Raw genomic sequence first — 17,030 nt, forward strand, 5'->3', positions numbered from 1 at the left:
ATCGATTCGCTGGCTGGTCTGGACGGTCGAGACCGTCGTTCGAGACGGCGGTCCCCTCGAGCGACCGAATCGGCCGGCGTGGACGTACGCTGCATGGAATCGGAGACGAACCCGTCGAGGGTGGCCGTTCCCCCGAACGTGTTCGTCTCGGGACCGAGAGAGTGAAAACGAAGTTGGCTCCCGCCGTGCGCGACTACGCCGGGTCGGGGTCGAAGACGTCCGGGTTGGCGGGACCGTCAGCGTGAACGACCGCCATGCATCCTTTTCGTGCGACCCTGCTCAGCGAGTGGTCGACCAGTTTGAAATCTCCCGGAACCGGGAACGACATCGTGACGATGGCGGTGCTTCCGGGGACAACAGGCGTGGTCTGGATGTGTTTCTGTGGCGCGTTCGAAAGCGACCCCTGTACCCAGTGGTCTTCGAACACGTTCCCGATGGGGTGGAAACTGCTCGTGAGGTTCGGACCGCCGGTGACGAAGTAGAGGCGGGCAGTTTCGCCGGTCTTCACTTCCATCGCACCGTGGCGATTCGCGGTCAGCGCGTAAGCTTCACCGTTCATCAGTACGTGGCTCGCGTCTTCACGAGCCATCGACGCCATGTCGAAGGCGTAGTGACCGTTGTCGCCGCCTTTCGTGTAGAGTTCGTGTTGGCCGATGTAGAACTCGTGGTCGACGTCCGGCAGTCCGTCTTCGGGTTCGACGAGGATGATGCCGAACATGCCGGCGCTGATGTGCATGTCCATGTTCGGTACGGCACAGTGGTAGATGTACGCGCCGGGGTAGGTCACTTTGAACCGGAGGTGTGTCGTCTCGCCTGGCATCGTCATCGTCGCTTCGGCACCGCCGCCGGGACCAGCGACGGCGTGGAAGTCGACGTTGTGTGGCATGACGTTCTCCTCAGGGTTCTCGAAGGTGAGATTCACCGTATCGCCTACACGGGTTCGGATGAACGGTCCCGGTACCTGACCGTTGTACGTCATGAAGTCGAACGTCGCACCGTCTTCGACTTCCGCACGCACCTCGCGCGGTACGAGCGTCACGTCGATTTCGGCCGGTTTTCGACGGGTGATGGGGTCCGGTACGTCGGTCGGGTCGGCAGCGACCCGTTCGACGATGGGCTTTCTGGTCTGCTCGACCGCCTTTCGTTCGCGTACCGTCGTCTTCAGGTCGTTCTGTGCCATCGGTGCGTTACAGCCGGCGAGCGCCGCGACACTTCCGACACCGACTCCTTGTAACATACGTCGTCTCGTGGGTTCGAACATGAGCTACAGATTAACATCAAACAGCTACGAATATCAATTGCAGTTCAGATTCTCACGTGGAAAGAACGGTTCTCAGAAGCGGGGAAATCTGCCGAACCGGTTCGGCCGTTCTTTATAAGCTGATAACATCGATAGCGGGAACGTGGAGTTCGCCGCCACGGACTCTCAACAGCAGTAGATGAACGGGTACATGAGCGCGACGCGGTCACCGTCGTCCAGTCGCGTGTCCAGTCCGTCGATGTGCTCGTTGAAGGTACCGTTGATGGATACTCGCGCGTACGCGCGGGTCTGTTCACCTTCGGGATTCTTGCCCCACGTGCCGGGAAGTTCGGCCGGTGCTCTCGCCCACCCTCGCGTTCTCGCGTCCGCTTCCGTCTCCGCGATGAGCAGGTCTTCGACATCGTACGCTTCGAAGAACGCTTCCAGAAACGCTCTGAGCGTCGTTCCCTCGAAGGTGAACGTGAGGTGGGCCACTCCGACCTCGTTTCGAACGTGGCCGGTACAGCGTACCTCGACCGTCGTCGTTCCGTCGTTCGCGTGGTCCGCACTCTCCACTCGCTGTGGGTCCGTTCGAGTCTCCATACGCCACTAGACGGCCGGGACGACCGAGAACCCTCGTTCGAACATGTTCGGCGAACCGTTCTCCCGGTGTCGCTGCGAGGGTATCGATATGAGTCTTCCGTCACACGACGACGTCGAACCGATTACTGACCACACACACCACAACTCCTGGTCGGCGAACCTGGAAAAACCACAACACGCGGGGGATTCCGACCTCGTCGTCGGACAGGCCCTCGACGCCGTTCGCCACACTGCGGCAGGGTATCACGTGAATCTCGTCACGCACGGCGACCACGGCCACCCCTCGACGTATCTCTTCGACGCGCTCGAGACGTTCGACGGTTCCATCGAGTGGCAGTACGTCGAACAGTGTGGATGTGGCGGTCACGTCACTCGCGTTTTCATCGAATAGCTGCCATTTTACTCCCGCCCCGACTCGTCCGATTCGACCGAAACGCAAATGAATTTCGAACTATTTATAAATGTATTAAAAAATTACATCATCGATCGACTTCGAAGACGAATGCTTTTATGACCTCCCTTCGTCAATCGATTCGATTAGAACGGTGACAAGATGACTGATTCCGGTCGCCCGGTTGAGTTTCCGGACGGAGACGATTTCGCCGAGTCCGTCACCGACGAGGGTTCGTTCTTTCACCATCTCGTGTACGACGCGACGGACGTCGTCGTTACCACCGATAGCGACGGCACGATCGTCTTCGCGAACGCCGCCGTCGAATCCCTGTTCGGGTACGCGCCGAACGAACTAATCGGGGAGCGACCGGCCGTGCTCGTTCCGGAGCGATTTCGAAACGGTCAGCGGGACGGGTTTTTCGGCTCTATCACCGAGACCCCTCGCGAAGGACGACCGGAGACGGTCGAGATGGTGGGCGTCGACCGTGACGGAAACGAAATTCCGCTCTCCGTGATGTTCCACGAACACACGTACGACGGCCACCAGTTGTCGACGGCTATCGTTCGGGACGTCTCCGACCAGAAGCGGACGGAACGACAATTGCGAGAGGAGCGTGAACTCGTCCAGCAGGTGTTCGAGACGAGTCCGATTGCACTGGCAGTCCATTCGGCCGACGGGGAGGTGCTCAGGGCGAACGACCGCGCGCTCGATATGCTCGGCCTCGAAGACGTCGAAGAGTTCTCGCCGGTGGACGAACGCGACGATTTGAAGGTGTACGGTGCGGACGGCGAACCACTCTCTCCGGAGGAGTACGCGAAGAGTCAGGTCATCCGAACCAAAAAACCGGTTTACAACTTCGAGATAGCTATCGAACGCCCGTCTATCGGACGTCGGTGGTTCTCGGTGAACGGCGTCCCACTGCTGAACGACGATGGGGACCTTGAACGGGTCGTCCTGGCCGCCGAAGACATCACAGATTTGAAACGGAATCAACGGGAACTGGAGCGCCGACGGCGGGCGTTGGAGACGGAACTCGAAGAGATATTCGACCGCGTAACCGACGCCTTCTTGGCAGTGGACGAGAACGGGGGGTTCACCTACGTCAACTCCCACGCAGAACGCGTGTTCGGGACGAACAACGAATCGCTCATCGGCGAGAACATGTGGGAGACGTTTCCCGAGATGGAGTCGTTCCGAGAACAGTACGAGACCGCGCTCGAATCGCAGGAACCGGTCTTCTTCGAAACGTTCTCCGAAGCGCTCTCGACGTGGTTCGACGTCCGTGTTTACCCGTCGGAGACGGGATTGTCGATGTATTTCCGTGACGTGACCGAGCGGAAAGAGCGCGAGCGAGAGTTAGAGCAGGCGAAGACGATGATCGAGACGGTCGAAGACGGCGTCTACGTCCTCGACGAGACGTACCAACTGGTCGCGGTCAACGACGCGCTCGTCTCCATGACGGGCTACTCGCGGGACGCCCTCCTGGATTCGCCGGCGTCGCTTCTGACCGACGAGGAGACGGTCAAAACCGGAAAGAAACTACAGGAGGAGATTCGGTCCGGAGCGCGCGACGTGGCGACGATAGAGACGGAGTTCCGACGGGCCGACGGACAGGAGTTCCCGGTGGAAATTCGCTTCTCGCCGCTGTACATCGACGACGAGTTCCGGGGGACGGTCGGCGTCGTCCGCGACACGTCCGAACGCAGAGCGCGCGAGGCGGAACTACGAGAGCAAAACGAACGACTGGACACGTTCGCGGGGGCGCTAGCCCACGAGTTGCGCAACCCGTTGTCGATTGCACAGGGGTATCTCGCGCTCGCGTGGGAGGACCGGGACGAACGCGCGTACGAGGAGGTGAAAACGGCGCTCGACCGTATGGAGAACATGATCGACTCGCTGCTCATCATCTCCCGTGGCGGCGGAAGCGTCGACACGACCGAACCGATCGACCTCCACGAGACGGCGGAAACAGCGTGGCAGACCGTCGCTACGGCGGCGGCGACGCTGGTCGTAGACCGTTCTCAGCAGATATACGTCGACCCGGATCACCTTCGTCTCCTCTTCGAGAACCTGTTTCGAAACGCGGTCGAACACGGTGGGGAGGGCGTGACGGTGCGCGTCGGGGTCATCGACGACGGGTTCTACGTCGAGGACGACGGGCCGGGGATATCGGCGGAGACGCGCCAGCACGTGTTCGAACCCGGCTACTCCACCAGTAGCGTCGGGATGGGCGTCGGACTGACGTTGATACGACAGCTCTCGAAGGCGTACGGGTGGGAGTATGCGATTACCGAGGGCCGCGACGGTGGCGCACGATTCGAGTTTACGGACGTGGGTTAATCCACTGGCCCACCCGGACGACTCCATGTCCTCTACGGCCAGTCTCGCCGAACTCTTTTTCGACTGCCCAAACGCGGACTGTCGGAGCGGTTTTTCGACGGACAGCACGTCGTCCCGTTCTCCAATTCGGAAGAGCGAGATGCTCGGTTCGACGGGCGCGTTTCGTCGGTTGTTCGGACGTCCCCCTTCGATACTCCCGGAGCGGTACTCGTCGGCGGCTGTCGCGGAAACGACCGACGGGCCCATTCACGGGGTGGTGGGACCACTGCTCTCAGAGTAGCGTCTTTACGTCGAACCATCGCCGGACGCTCGTCCACCCGATTCCGATAGCCAGCAGTGAGACGGTGACCCCGCCCGCCGAGAGCAGTATGGGGTCGATGGACGGCACGGCAGTCAGCAGAATGACGAGTGCGACCCCCGGCAGTATCCCGACCATGATGAGGAGGTTCCCGGGTTCCGTCCCGTTGATAGGCGTCTCGGGGAACGTGAGGTAGACGACGACGGCCACGAAAGTCGCCCACAGTGCCAGCGGAATCGGCGTCAGGAGTCCGGTCGCCAGCAGTCGAACTGCCGACGGCGTCAACGACGCGTCGGCCCAGAGGAGTGCGATGGCGCCCCCGCCGAACGATATCGCCGCGAGCACCCCGATAACCAGCAGCGAGAGGACGAACAACCCGGCGACGAGCGCGACGAACACCTCCCGTTCGCGGTAGGGACCGCTCAACAGGAGTTCGAACTCGCCGGCAGACAGCCGCTGGCCGACTCCGGTCTGTGTGACCAGTATCGAGAGCACGGCTCCAATCATCCCGACGAAGTAGGACCCCTGCACGACCAGCATCGCAAGCATCAGCGCGGTGTCGCTATCGACGCCGGTGAAGTAGAGCTCCGCCTGGCGCGCGAGTGCCTCTCTGGTCCCCCGGTCAGGGCACCGGGCAAGACGGCAGTGAGGCCGAGCATGCCGAGAAAGAGCACGCCCGCACCGATAGGGAACGTGAACAGTCGCCAGCCTCGACCCCGAAGCTCGCTCCAGACGAGGGCTCTGGCGAGCGTCTGCCAGCCGGGTGTGTCACTCATTGCTAACCCCTCCCGTGAGTTCGCGGTACAGGTCTTCGAGCGACGTCGTCTCCTCGCGGACGCTCTCGATGACGACGCCGCGGTCGACCAGGGCGGAGACGAGGCTGCTCACCGACCGTTCCGGGGGGAGCGTCACGACCCACCCGTTCTGTCCCGGTCTCGCGTCGACGCCGACCGCCTCGAACGCCGTCGCACCCGCGTCCGTCTCGACGACGACCTCCCGCGTTCCCTCGCCCCTGAGTTGGCCGATGAGTTCCTCTTTCGGACCCTGTGCAACGACGATGCCGTCGCTGACGACGGTGAGTTCGTCTGCCAGCAGTTCGGCCTCGTAGAGGTTGTGCGTCGAGTAACAGAGGGTTCGTCCTTCAGCGGCGAGCCGCGTCGAGTCGCTCCCGGAGGACCCCGCTGCGGTCGGGTCGAGGCCCGTCGTCGGCTCGTCGAGAAAGAGCACCGTCGGGTCGCCGAGCAAGAGTCGTGCAATCGTCACCCGCTGTCGTTGACCCCGACTCAGGTCGGTCCCCGACCGGTCGAGCAACTCGTCTACGTCCGCCGTGGCCGTCGTTTGCTCGATGCGTTCTTCCCGCTGGTCGGCGTCGAGCCCGAGTATCCGTCCCCAGTAGTCCAGGTTCTCGCGGACCGTCAGTCGCGGGTTGAGCGGCGTTCCGTGCGGGAGATAGCCGACGGCTTTCTTCACGGACTGGTCGGCGAACGGGTCCGTGCCGTCGATTCGGACCTGCCCCTGGTCGGGGGGAAAGAATCCCCGCACCGACGCGGAACAGTGTGGTCTTGCCCGCGCCGTTCGGCCCGAGGACGACGTTGAGTCCGGCGTGGAACTCCGTCGTGAGTCCCTCCAGTGCGGTCACGTCGCCGTATCGGAGGTGGATATCGTCGAAGGAGACGGGGGGTGGCATACCGTGAGATGTCGTCGTTCGCCCGATAACGGTTTCGAAGCTTCAACACGATGGGTCCGCGGTCCGAATCGGTGGAACATACTTCCCGGCCGCTCGTCGGCGGGAACGGAAACGCGGGTCACATCACCGGGGTCGCAGGCCCGGTACGGCCGACCGTTCTCGGCCGACCGAGTCTCAGTCGTCGTCCGAGAGGACGCGGTTCGGCACCTGCTGGTCTTCCGGTGCGGGTGCGGGCGTCGTCACGTCGCGCTGGACGAACTGCTTTTTTACCACGTCGTAGGCAAACACGAGCGTTCCGAGGATGAGCATCGTGTCGCCGGGCATCCGCGCCCAGAACAGCAGTTGCACGAGGTCGCCGTTGTAGAACGCGAGACTGCGAGCGGCGGCATAGCTGCCACTGAACGCCGCTTCCAGCTGGAGGAAGCCGACCGGGAGGACGGAGACGAACACCATCACGGCGAGGCCGACGTTCCAGAGCCAGAACGCCCAGTTGAGCCGTCGTTCGTTCCACACGTCGGGTTTCGTCGTTATCTGGAGCATGTAGACGGCCATTCCGAGCGCGAGGAAGCCGAACGCACCGAACATGGCGGCGTGGGCGTGACCGACCGTGAGGTAGGTTCCGTGTTCGTAGTAGTTGACCAGCGGGAGGTTGATGAAGAATCCGAGCACGCCCGCGCCGACGAAGTTCCAGACACCGCTGGCGACGATGAACATGAACGGGAGCGTGTAGGAAAACGACTCATCGCTCGTCGCCAGGGTTCGATACTGACCGATCGCCTCGAAGAGGATGAACACGAGCGGGAGGAGTTCGAGCGTCGAGAAGACCGACCCGAGTGGCACCCACACGTCCGGTTGGCCGATCCACCAGTAGTGGTGCGAGACGCCGATGACGCCCGTTCCCATCACGAACAGGGCCTGGAACATCACCGCTTTCTCCGCAGACCGCTTTCGCAGGAGGTTCATCGAGACGAGTGTGAGACCGACGATGGCGACGATGAAGAACTCGAACGCGCCTTCGACCCACATGTGGACGACCCACCAGCGCCAGAACTCGGTCACGACGATGTTCGTATCCGGCGTGTAGAACATCCCCGCGGTGAAGAGCAGGGCGATAGACCCCCCCGCGTACAGAATCATGTGTGCGAGACCGAACGGCTCTTCCTCGTCGAGGATGGGCTTGAATCCGCGAGCGACCAGAACCGCCCAGAGGAGGAATCCGACGAGGAGGCCGAACTGCCAGAGTCGGCCAACTTCGAGATACTCCAGTCCCTCGTTGCCGATTATCCACCAGAGGTCACCGTCGATGTACCCGTTGGCACCCAGCCAGATGCCGGACAGGCCACCGACCGTGACGACGAGCAGCGCGCCGAGGAGGACGTTGACGTACGTTCCTTGTTTCGTGCGTTCTCGTCCCGTGAGCAGCGGGGGCAAGAATAGTCCAGCACCGAGCCACAGCGTCGCTATCCAGAGGATAGCCATGTCGATGTGCCACGTCTTGGCGATGGAGAACGGCAGCAAACTGACAAAATCGACGCCGAGCATGGCCCCGAGGCCGAAGAAGCCGTCCCGTTCGACGTAGTAGTGAGCGAGGAGTCCGCCGAGCAACACCTGTCCGACGAACAGGAGCGCCGCGACGGGGACGAATCGCATCGCCGCTTTCTGACTCGGGAAGATGACGATGTCCCTGGGCGATGGCACCGTAATACCCTCCGTCTCCGGTTCGGGAAGGTCGATGGAGGTGTAGAGCCACACCCCCGCTCCGGCCGCCGCGACGAGCAACACCATCGCGATGACGCTCCACGTCATCGACGCAGTCGGTGGTGTGTTTCCGGCGGCAGGTTCGTAGGGCCAGTCGTTCGTGTACGTGTGGTCGCTCCCCGGTCGCTGGGTGTGGGAGATCCACGCCGTCCACATGGCGAAGTCTGCGAACCGCCGTGCCTCTTCTTCGGACTCGATGGTTCCGGAGGGGACGCCGCGTTCGAGTTCGCCGTCGTGATAGCGCTCGACGTACACCTCTCGAACCTGCTCGTGAGCGTACAGTTCGGCGGCGGAGTACCGCACCTGGTCACCGGGTTCGCTCGCCTCGAGTTCCGTCTCGACTTTCGTCTCGACGACCGCCTGTCGTTCCGCCGAGAGCGCGTCGAAATCTTCGTCGTAGCGCTCTCTGGCGTAGTACTCGTGCATGTACTTCGTCTTCAACGACAGCGAATCTGCCGTGTAATCAGCACCGAAGTACGCCCCGTTGCCGAGTATCGACCCGTGGTTCATCATGCCGTCCGACTGGAAGACGTGTTTGCCCTCCTGTACCTGCGCTTTGGTTACGACGGTCTCACCGTCTGGACCGACGACTGTCTGTGGAATCGGCGGGGTGTTCTCGTACGAATACCACGCGCCGACGCCCATCACCGCGAGGTTCAGGACGAAAACGATGGCGAGGAGTTTCGCCAGGGTTTTTCGCGTTACTCTCATACGGAATCGAGTTCAGCCTCGTCGGACTTTTAAAAGGGGTGTCGTTCCCGTTTCCGTGGAACGGCCACGAATATGTTCGGCAGAACATTCGGGTGGGTTGATTTCGTTCATCGTGCTATGGCAACACCCGACGCCGATTCTCGGTGGCTCCGTCCGTTCGGAGACGAGATACCGTCCCATCGCCCGCACGAACTACTCGACGTTCGCACCATGGGTCCGCCCCACCCACTGAAAGCGACGCTCGAAACGCTCACGGAACTGGAGGAGAACGTCGTCCTCGTCCAGCTCAACGACCGCCCGCCACAGCACCTCTATCCGAAACTCGGTGACCGCGGCTACGAGCACGCCACACTTGAACTGGACGACGCGGTCGTCACCGCCATCTGGAACCCCGGCGTGCGCGAGTAACGGGGAAGAGTACGAGTCGGATTTCTCCGGTCGAGAAGCGATTTCTCCCGCAACATATCAAATTTATTGGCCGCTACTGTTTTACCTTCCTTCTACGTTCCGTATATCAATGGCTCTCTCAGAAGACGTTACTACGACGAACCGTCGAAACGTTCTCGTCGTCTGTCTGGACACCGTTCGCGCGGACTTCTTTTTCGACTATGCGAAACGTCTCCAGGAACTCGCGGACGTATCCTTCACCCAGTGTCGAGCTGTCAGCTCGTGGACCGTTCCGAGTCACGCGAGCATGTTCACGGGCGAGTTACCGTCCCGCCACGGCGTACACACGCACAACCGCCGATTCGACAGCATCGACCGCGAGGAGACGTTCCTCTCCGACCTCGACGGATACACTACGTTCGGCGTCAGCGCGAACGCCTTCGTCAGTCCCGACTACGGGTTCGATTCGTGGTTCGACGAGTTCTCGGTCGTCGAACCCCAACACCGCTATCCCGAAGCGACGAGTCTTCAGGAAGTGAGTCGAAACTCCAACACGAACGATGTCGATAAGTACGTCGAATATCTGCGAGCGGCCCTGACAAACGACTACCCGCTCAGGAGTCTTTCGAACACGTTCCTCGGATTCCTCCACGATACGACGAAGACCGGCCCACTGCCGAAACTGGTCGACGACGGGGCCTCGGCAGTGTCTCGAACCGCGAAGCGACACGTCGACGACTCCGACGGTCCGTACTTCGGGTTTCTCAACTTCATGGACGCTCACACCCCGCTTCAACCCTGTCGCACGTTCGGTTCCTCCATCGAGGGCGTTCCGAACTCGTGGACGTCCACCCAGTACGACGTCTGGGAGCTGATGGAGGAACCGGAGAAGTACGACGACTACTGGCGGATTCGAAAGTTCGTGTACCGGGCGGCCATCGAGTACCTCGACCGCGTCGTCGCCGACCTCGTGACCGACGTCCTCGAACGGTCGGACCGCGAGACGACCGTCGTCGTCACCGCCGACCACGGAGAAAATCACTGCGAAGAGGCGGACGACTACCTCACAAATCACAAGAGTAGCCTCTCGGAAGGACTCCTGCACGTCCCCCTCCTTCTCATCAACCCGCCGGACGGGTACGAAAACGAGGAGACGGACCCCCTCTCGCATCTCGCGTTCGGCGACCTGATTACCGGGATGGCCGACGGACGGACACCCGATACCGGACGCACCCGACTCCCCGCGGAACTGGTCGGAATGAGTGCCGGTCCCGAACCGCCGTCCGACTACGAGTTCTGGAATCGTATGATTCGCTGTGTCTACGACGGGACGACCAAGACCGTCTGGGACTCGCTCGGTACTCGAACTCGGTACGAACACGACCCCGACCGTCCGTCGTGGCAACGAAAGGTCGAGACGGGCGAGGGGACGCCCGCCGTCGAGTCGGTGTTCTTCGAGGACACCATCGAGGACGCGAAGGAAGCGGCGCGAAACGCCACTCCCAGCACCGACGCCGGTGCGGTCGACTCCACGACGGAAGCGCGACTGGAGGAACTGGGCTATCTGTGACCGACGCTGGTTGCGCGAGGCGTGTCGTCCCCCGCCAGCAGGCGGGCCGTTCGACGGTACGAGACGGACACTCATCGGGACGTGATACGCGCTCACAGTCTGCAAACCACGCCGTCGAAACTGTCACAGAATTCGATGGCACGAGCGAAAACGGAAGAGATAATCGGCGGTAGTTTACTAACATCTTCCTACGCCAATGGCTGACCAATCGTCGGACTCGTACTCGCCGCTTCAGTCGCTCTCCCGTGGTGCGTCGTTTTTCTTCGTCGGAAAGGGACTGGACAACGCGCTTCGATTTTTCCTGAATCTCCTGCTCGCGCGCGGACTCGGAGGGGTACTGTTCAGCGTCTACACGTTCGCGTTCGTCGTCTTGCAGTTCGTGCAGGTGCTGACCAATCTGGGAACGGACCAGTCCATCCTGAAGTTCATCCCGCAGTACGAAGACGACCCGAGAAAACGGAGTCTGATGCTCGGGCTGGCTTACCTCACATCGCTGGTCGCGGGCGTCGTCGTCGCCGTCGTCCTCTATTTCGCAGCACCGATGGTGACGCAGTTCGCGGACGAGGCGTTTCGTCCGTACCTCACCGACGTACTTCGAGTGTTGGCACTCGTTCTCCCGCTCAACACGCTCACGAACTGTATCAAGAGCGTCTTCAAGAGCCTCGAACTCCCGGAGTACCAGGTCTTCATCGTGAACGTCATGGTTCCGGTCACCCGCATCGCCATGGTCGGAATCGCGCTGTTGCTCGGGGCCGAACTCTTCGGTGTGGTCGCTGCGACCGTCGTCGCGACCGCACTCGTGTTCGTCGTCGCGGTGTGGTTGGTCCTCCAGAAGACCGACCTTCGACCGTCGTTTCGTGCCACTCGCGACGACGCCGTCGAGTTTTTCGACTTCTCCTTGCCACTGACGCTCAACCAGGCTGGCTACGTCCTCTCGAACCGCGTCGATATCCTGATGGTCGGTTTCCTCGGCGCGTACATCGCGAGCCCCGACGCGGTCGGTATCTACAAAATCGCTACCGTGCTGGCCGGAATGCTCATCCTTCCACTCAGCGCGTTCAGCCAACTGTTCCCACCGATCGCCTCACGGCTCTACAGTAACGGGGAGATGGCCGCCCTCGAATCGCTCTACCGGCGTGTCACCCGCTGGTCGTTCACGATGGCGCTGTTCCCGGCAATCGGTGCAATCGTCTACGCGAACGAACTCCTCACGCTCTTCGGTGACGGCTTCACCGATGGAGAGATAGTGTTGTTGTTGTTCGTCGTCGCGAAACTCACCAACGCGAGTGTAGGCCCCAGTGGTTACGTGCTAATGATGACCGACCACCACTATCTGACGCTGGTCAACCAGTGGGTACTCGGCGTGTTCAACGTCGTGTTCAACTACCTCTTCATCAAGGAGTTCGGTCTCGTCGGTGCCGCAATCGCCAGCGCGACGGTCATCGCGTCGGTAAACATCCTCCGCGTCGCCGAAGTGTGGTACACCGAAGGGCTGTTCCCGTACTCGAAAAAGTACGTCAAACCGGTGTTCGCTGGCCTCTTCACTGCAATCGTGATGTTGGGAAGCAAGTTTCTCCTCACCGAGTACGTGTCACTCCCCGTCTCTGGTGCCCTCGACGACCTCCTGCTCGGTGCGGTAGGTGGTCTCGTCGGTCTCGCGGTGTTCGTGGCAGCGTTGTTCGTACTCGGCATCGAGCAAGAAGACCGGGAGTTCGCCGCAGATTACCTTCCCAGTTAAACGTCGCTCACGAATCGCTTTCTGGCCTACTGCAGGCTTCGTTTCTCACGGGCGAAAACGCGGCCCAGAGTCCTCTATGACTCCGAACCGTGGTCGAACGGCGGGGACACGTCCGTCTCACACGCGCGACTGTGACACCGGTGATGGACGGCCCCGCTCGTCCGTTCGAACGTCTCGTCAGACGCGGGCGTTACGCGTTGTTCATTCGGACGGCGCTTCTTTCTCCACACCACTGGCAGGTCCTGACACGATACGGTTCGCGCGAGAACGCGGCGTTGTCGCTCGCTCGATTCTCCGTCAGAATCTCGATTTCGACCTGGTGGGGTGTGTCGGTTCCACACTCGTCACAGGATTCGACGAAATCCGCGTCGAATCCGTCACTCGATTTTGTAGCGGTCATGGGTAGGGCTGGTGGGCATTCGTTCGTGAACCTAACCGCGGGCGTTCGCGACGCTGCTCGTAGCGCGCGTTCGTCCACGCTAGTTCGAAACTCGGCGGTTCTCGGATGTCGACGTTGACTTCGACGTCGGTTTCGTGCTGTGGCCGACCGTAGAGTGTCTGCTCCGGTGCTGTCGTACGGTTCGAGTGCTGTGGCGGTCCGTACCGATTCGCTTCGATATCCTGCATCGTCGTCTCGCCGCCACGGTGCAGTGAAGTTGGCATCTGGCATCCACTCCATCGATTTCGGTTTCGTCGGTCGAGTCGTTCGACCTATCCGAATCGACGACAACGACCCGAAAAGGGATTGTGACCAGATTCTCAAAACCCCGTAGAGTGGCCGACAGTTCTGCCGTTCGCTAGCTACGACGGCCCTGGTGGAGTACCGACATCGAAGACGTTCGGTTTCTTCCCAGGAACTTTCCCTCTCGCCTTCGCCGTAACGTGGCTCGTCTGTCGGTACTCTCCCGTGCGTTCAATCGAGTCGAAACCAGCGCGTCGTGTAGCTCTCCTCGTGAAGATGCCACCGTCGCTGAATGCCGCTCCCGTCGTTTCGAAGTTCGATTACGCCGTCGAAAAGCGGTGCGAGCTTTCGGGTGTGATGTGACTCCGGGCTGTCTCGGAAGACGTAGTGGCCGATTCCGTCGGCCGTCGTCACCGCAGAACACGCCCTCGTCAGCACTGACTCGGCCGTCGCTGGTGACTGGTCGTGGACGAGCGCAGCCACGCCGTCGAAGTACAGGTGTGGTCGTGGAGTCTCGAGCGAATCGATGCGGTCGGCGAGTTCGGCGCCGAGTTTCGACGCTGCGAGTGCGGCAGTCGGTCGAGTCCCCGTCTCACTGACGACGACCTGTGCGTCGGCCCCGTCGAGTTGCGGACGTCGGTCACGCACGACTGATGCCATCTCCCCGCAGAACGCGAGTAGTGGTTGCTGCGCTCCGAACGGTGGGTCGAAGAAGGTAGAACCCACGGCCGTAAACGTCCCGTCCGGAACGTCTCCGACGACCAGGAAATTTCCACCGTCGGCTTCGAGTTTCGGAACCACCGACTGGACGGTGACAGTCCCGGTACTGTCGACGGTCACGTCACAATCGTCGAAGGTGAACGAAACGTCTCCCCGCGGTTCGCTTGTGGCGTCGCTCTCGACGTCGAAGAGTTCGTTCAGCGCATCCGGCTCGACGACGTCGTATAGCTGTTGACGAAGTTGGGTCGGGCCGATGGTCTTGACGCTCGCGACGGCCTCTATCACGGCCTGACTCACCGTTCCTCGAATGGGTTTCGTAACGCGAGGGAGGGTCGTATCTTCCGTGCTCTCTTCGGTGGGTTTCGATTCCCGGTTCGCACCGCGCCGGCGGTCACGGACGCCGCGATGAACGAATATCTTCCCGGTGCTGACGACCGTTACGAGGTCCTTGTCGTATCGAAACGAAACGCGGCCGCCAGTTCGCTTCGACCCGTCGTACTTCGGAGCGAACAGTCGGTCGAGAGCCGAGGGGTCGAGCCAACCGCTCAACTGACTGGTGGGGGGATGGTCGTCTCGCTCGACGACTTCCCCAATTACTTCGCTTGGCCGTTGCTGTGTCGCGCCATGACGTTCTCCGACAGCGAATTCTTCGACGTGGAGCATGGTTATTCGGTTTCGGTCTCCGTCTGCTCGGCCGCGGGTGAGTTTCACCCGTACTGCGCGCCCTCGTGGTTTCGATTCTCGACCGTCCGGTCAGGACGCGAACGAACCTGTGGCCGAGTTAGCGTGGATGTTCACACGGATTGGCTACTTTGTTGGCTTATTCGCCCGACAACGTGGACACGAGCGTCTGGAGGCCTCGCTGGAGACGTTCTGGAACGGCACCCGATGATGCCAGTGTTAGTACGAACGCTGCGCTGAAGCTCACGGCCCTCCTTCCATTTTCCTCCTGTCGGGACTGTTGAACCAACGTCTCTCACGTGCTTTCCTCGCTAGGAAATCACTCGCTCACCATTTGTAAGGTTTCTCGCTCCTCGATTACATGACTCTCAGTTGTCTCCCGGCCGATTTTCGACTTCCACGGCAGACCGCTGGCCGAGACGAAGCCAACTCGAGCGACGAATCTCGTCTGGGTCCCGATGCGCACGACGTGAATTTACGATAGTTTTTCCTAATCGAGCCCCTTCGGTATGTGAATTGTCGAGCGTTGTCAATGCGGATTTAATTCGACGTGTTTAAATTCACCCGGCCATTCGGATAGAATGTCGCAGTCGTCCTGCGCTTCGTTCACCCTTCACGGGATGGATTCGAAGCCCTTATACGTGGACGACGACTTCGCAGTAATGTGAAGGACGATGGCGGGTCTCCCGTCATCAAAGGAAATGAGGATTCCACCCCTGCGGTCTTCCGTATACGATGGTATCTGATGTTAGCCTCGGTAGTTCGGTGACACCTTGTCGGATTTCGACGTGGTGTCTCGAACGATGTGATATGTGATACACTCTCTTCGAGAGTGTCTCCGCCTAACATGCTGGACAGCGTGTCCAGCGGCATTCTGGTTGATCCTGCCAGAGGCCATTGCTATTGGAGTTCGATTTAGCCATGCTAGTCGCACGAGTTCAGACTCGTGGCGGATAGCTCAGTAACACGTGGTCAAACTACCCTATAGACCAGCATAACCTCGGGAAACTGAGGCTAATACTGGATAAGGCTCCTATGCTGGAATACGAGGAGCTGGAAACGTTCCGGCGCTATAGGATGTGGCTGCGGCCGATTAGGTAGACGGTGGGGTAACGGCCCACCGTGCCGATAATCGGTACGGGTTGTGAGAGCAAGAGCCCGGAGACGGAATCTGAGACAAGATTCCGGGCCCTACGGGGCGCAGCAGGCGCGAAAACTTTACACTGCACGACAGTGCGATAAGGGAACTCCAAGTGCGAGGGCATATAGTCCTCGCTTTTGTGTATCGTAAGGTGGTACACGAATAAGAACTGGGCAAGACCGGTGCCAGCCGCCGCGGTAATACCGGCAGTTCAAGTGATGGCCGCTTTTATTGGGCCTAAAGCGTCCGTAGCCTGCCAGACAGGTCCGTCGGGAAATCTGCTCGCTCAACGAGCAGGCGTCCGGCGGAAACCCGCTGGCTTGGGGCCGGAAGACCCAAGGGGTACGTCTGGGGTAGGAGTGAAATCCTGTAATCCTGGACGGACCACCGATCGCGAAAGCACCTTGGGAGGACGGACCCGACGGTGAGGGACGAAAGCTAGGGTCACGAACCGGATTAGATACCCGGGTAGTCCTAGCTGTAAACGATGCTCGCTAGGTGTGGCACAGGCTACGAGCCTGTGCTGTGCCACAGTGAAGACGGAAGCGAGCCGCCTGGGAAGTACGTCCGCAAGGATGAAACTTAAAGGAATTGGCGGGGGAGCACTACAACCGGAGGAGCCTGCGGTTTAATTGGACTCAACGCCGGACATCTCACCAGCACCGACAGTAGCAGTGACGGCCAGTTTGATGAGCTTGCTAGAGCTACTGAGAGGAGGTGCATGGCCGCCGTCAGCTCGTACCGTGAGGCATCCTGTTAAGTCAGGCAACGAGCGAGATCCGCGTCCGTAATTGCCAGCAGCACCCTTGTGGTGGCTGGGTACATTACGGAGACTGCCGCTGCTAAAGCGGAGGAAGGAACGGGCAACGGTAGGTCAGCATGCCCCGAATGTGCTGGGCTACACGCGGGCTACAATGGCCGAGACAGTGGGTTGCAACCTCGAAAGAGGGCGCTAATCTCTTAAACTCGGTCGTAGTTCGGATTGAGGGCTGAAACTCGCCCTCATGAAGCTGGATTCGGTAGTAATCGCGCTTCAGAAGAGCGCGGTGAATACGTCCCTGCTCCTTGCACACACCGCCC

The 17,030-nt window shown here is 60.7% G+C and carries 14 protein-coding genes and 1 rRNA gene; 6 read left to right on the plus strand and 9 right to left on the minus strand.

What is annotated here, in order from left to right; translation table 11 throughout:
• Window positions 1–193: 193 nt before the first annotated feature.
• Complete coding sequence (nirK, locus tag ACR3FF_RS15840; RefSeq protein WP_458189061.1) at window positions 194–1,261, minus strand: copper-containing nitrite reductase; 1,068 nt, start codon at window positions 1,259–1,261, stop codon at window positions 194–196.
• Between the two features lie 165 nt (window positions 1,262–1,426).
• Window positions 1,427–1,843: a MoaD/ThiS family protein gene (locus tag ACR3FF_RS15845; RefSeq protein WP_458189062.1), complete on the minus strand. Its 417-nt coding sequence runs from the start codon at window positions 1,841–1,843 to the stop codon at window positions 1,427–1,429.
• Window positions 1,844–1,931: 88 nt separating this feature from the next.
• Between ACR3FF_RS15845 and ACR3FF_RS15850 the strand changes: the two genes are divergently transcribed.
• Window positions 1,932–2,234 carry a CGCGG family putative rSAM-modified RiPP protein gene (locus tag ACR3FF_RS15850; RefSeq protein WP_458189063.1) on the plus strand — a complete coding sequence of 101 codons (303 nt, stop codon included), beginning with the start codon at window positions 1,932–1,934 and terminating at the stop codon, window positions 2,232–2,234.
• Window positions 2,235–2,396: 162 nt separating this feature from the next.
• Window positions 2,397–4,577: a PAS domain-containing sensor histidine kinase gene (locus tag ACR3FF_RS15855; protein ID WP_458189064.1), complete on the plus strand. Its 2,181-nt coding sequence runs from the start codon at window positions 2,397–2,399 to the stop codon at window positions 4,575–4,577.
• A 271-nt stretch (window positions 4,578–4,848) separates the two neighbouring features.
• Here ACR3FF_RS15855 and ACR3FF_RS15860 read toward each other — a convergent pair whose 3' ends face one another.
• The 4 genes from ACR3FF_RS15860 to ACR3FF_RS15880 all read right to left on the minus strand — a co-directional run bounded on the left by ACR3FF_RS15860 (window position 4,849) and on the right by ACR3FF_RS15880 (window position 9,031).
• The gene (locus tag ACR3FF_RS15860; RefSeq protein WP_458189065.1) at window positions 4,849–5,424 is read right to left on the minus strand and encodes a hypothetical protein; all 576 of its coding nucleotides are present in this window, start codon (window positions 5,422–5,424) and stop codon (window positions 4,849–4,851) included.
• Window positions 5,424–5,651 (minus strand): hypothetical protein, encoded by a 228-nt coding sequence (locus tag ACR3FF_RS15865; protein ID WP_458189066.1) that lies wholly within the window; start codon window positions 5,649–5,651, stop codon window positions 5,424–5,426. Before ACR3FF_RS15865 ends, ACR3FF_RS15860 begins: the two co-directional genes overlap by 1 nt.
• The gene (locus tag ACR3FF_RS15870; protein WP_458189067.1) at window positions 5,644–6,417 is read right to left on the minus strand and encodes an ATP-binding cassette domain-containing protein; all 774 of its coding nucleotides are present in this window, start codon (window positions 6,415–6,417) and stop codon (window positions 5,644–5,646) included. Before ACR3FF_RS15870 ends, ACR3FF_RS15865 begins: the two co-directional genes overlap by 8 nt.
• A 319-nt stretch (window positions 6,418–6,736) precedes the next feature.
• Window positions 6,737–9,031, minus strand: a complete 2,295-nt coding sequence (locus ACR3FF_RS15880; protein WP_458189068.1) for a nitric-oxide reductase large subunit — start codon at window positions 9,029–9,031, stop codon at window positions 6,737–6,739.
• A gap of 117 nt (window positions 9,032–9,148) precedes the next feature.
• Between ACR3FF_RS15880 and ACR3FF_RS15885 the strand changes: the two genes are divergently transcribed.
• The 3 genes from ACR3FF_RS15885 (at window position 9,149) to ACR3FF_RS15895 (ending at window position 12,726) form a co-directional block, all read left to right on the plus strand.
• On the plus strand, window positions 9,149–9,439 hold the full coding sequence (locus ACR3FF_RS15885; RefSeq protein WP_458189069.1) for a DUF2249 domain-containing protein: 291 nt from the start codon (window positions 9,149–9,151) through the stop codon (window positions 9,437–9,439).
• Window positions 9,440–9,548: 109 nt separating this feature from the next.
• Entirely contained in the window at window positions 9,549–10,988 is a 1,440-nt protein-coding gene (locus tag ACR3FF_RS15890) for a sulfatase-like hydrolase/transferase (RefSeq protein ID WP_458189070.1), read from the plus strand.
• Between the two features lie 196 nt (window positions 10,989–11,184).
• Entirely contained in the window at window positions 11,185–12,726 is a 1,542-nt protein-coding gene (locus ACR3FF_RS15895; protein ID WP_458189071.1) for an oligosaccharide flippase family protein, read from the plus strand.
• Between the two features lie 190 nt (window positions 12,727–12,916).
• On the opposite strand, the gene ACR3FF_RS15900 is transcribed toward ACR3FF_RS15895, so the two are convergent.
• The 3 genes from ACR3FF_RS15900 to ACR3FF_RS15910 form a co-directional block, all read right to left on the minus strand.
• Window positions 12,917–13,126 carry a DUF7835 family putative zinc beta-ribbon protein gene (locus ACR3FF_RS15900; RefSeq protein ID WP_458189072.1) on the minus strand — a complete coding sequence of 70 codons (210 nt, stop codon included), beginning with the start codon at window positions 13,124–13,126 and terminating at the stop codon, window positions 12,917–12,919.
• Window positions 13,123–13,389, minus strand: coding sequence for a hypothetical protein (locus ACR3FF_RS15905; RefSeq protein WP_458189073.1), 267 nt, complete (start codon window positions 13,387–13,389; stop codon window positions 13,123–13,125). Before ACR3FF_RS15905 ends, ACR3FF_RS15900 begins: the two co-directional genes overlap by 4 nt.
• A gap of 250 nt (window positions 13,390–13,639) precedes the next feature.
• Complete coding sequence (locus ACR3FF_RS15910) at window positions 13,640–14,791, minus strand: DUF7504 family protein (protein WP_458189074.1); 1,152 nt, start codon at window positions 14,789–14,791, stop codon at window positions 13,640–13,642.
• Between the two features lie 889 nt (window positions 14,792–15,680).
• On the opposite strand from ACR3FF_RS15910, the gene ACR3FF_RS15915 reads away from it, so the two are divergent.
• Window positions 15,681–17,030: ribosomal RNA gene (locus ACR3FF_RS15915) — 16S ribosomal RNA — on the plus strand; the annotation flags it as partial.

The sequence above is a fragment of the Haladaptatus ordinarius genome, from assembly GCF_054177595.1.

Excerpts from the sequence above, each read along its gene's own strand:
- ACR3FF_RS15860 (WP_458189065.1), bottom strand. The coding sequence starts at position 5,424 with ATGCTTGCGATGCTGGTCGTGCAGGGGTCCTACTTCGTCGGGATGATT.
- ACR3FF_RS15850 (WP_458189063.1), top strand. The coding sequence starts at position 1,932 with ATGAGTCTTCCGTCACACGACGACGTCGAACCGATTACTGACCACACA.
- ACR3FF_RS15885 (WP_458189069.1), top strand. The coding sequence starts at position 9,149 with ATGGCAACACCCGACGCCGATTCTCGGTGGCTCCGTCCGTTCGGAGAC.
- nirK (WP_458189061.1), bottom strand. The coding sequence starts at position 1,261 with ATGTTCGAACCCACGAGACGACGTATGTTACAAGGAGTCGGTGTCGGA.
- ACR3FF_RS15905 (WP_458189073.1), bottom strand. The coding sequence starts at position 13,389 with ATGCCAACTTCACTGCACCGTGGCGGCGAGACGACGATGCAGGATATC.
- ACR3FF_RS15900 (WP_458189072.1), bottom strand. The coding sequence starts at position 13,126 with ATGACCGCTACAAAATCGAGTGACGGATTCGACGCGGATTTCGTCGAA.
- ACR3FF_RS15855 (WP_458189064.1), top strand. The coding sequence starts at position 2,397 with ATGACTGATTCCGGTCGCCCGGTTGAGTTTCCGGACGGAGACGATTTC.
- ACR3FF_RS15910 (WP_458189074.1), bottom strand. The coding sequence starts at position 14,791 with ATGCTCCACGTCGAAGAATTCGCTGTCGGAGAACGTCATGGCGCGACA.
- ACR3FF_RS15880 (WP_458189068.1), bottom strand. The coding sequence starts at position 9,031 with ATGAGAGTAACGCGAAAAACCCTGGCGAAACTCCTCGCCATCGTTTTC.
- ACR3FF_RS15845 (WP_458189062.1), bottom strand. The coding sequence starts at position 1,843 with ATGGAGACTCGAACGGACCCACAGCGAGTGGAGAGTGCGGACCACGCG.
- ACR3FF_RS15865 (WP_458189066.1), bottom strand. The coding sequence starts at position 5,651 with ATGAGTGACACACCCGGCTGGCAGACGCTCGCCAGAGCCCTCGTCTGG.
- ACR3FF_RS15895 (WP_458189071.1), top strand. The coding sequence starts at position 11,185 with ATGGCTGACCAATCGTCGGACTCGTACTCGCCGCTTCAGTCGCTCTCC.
- ACR3FF_RS15890 (WP_458189070.1), top strand. The coding sequence starts at position 9,549 with ATGGCTCTCTCAGAAGACGTTACTACGACGAACCGTCGAAACGTTCTC.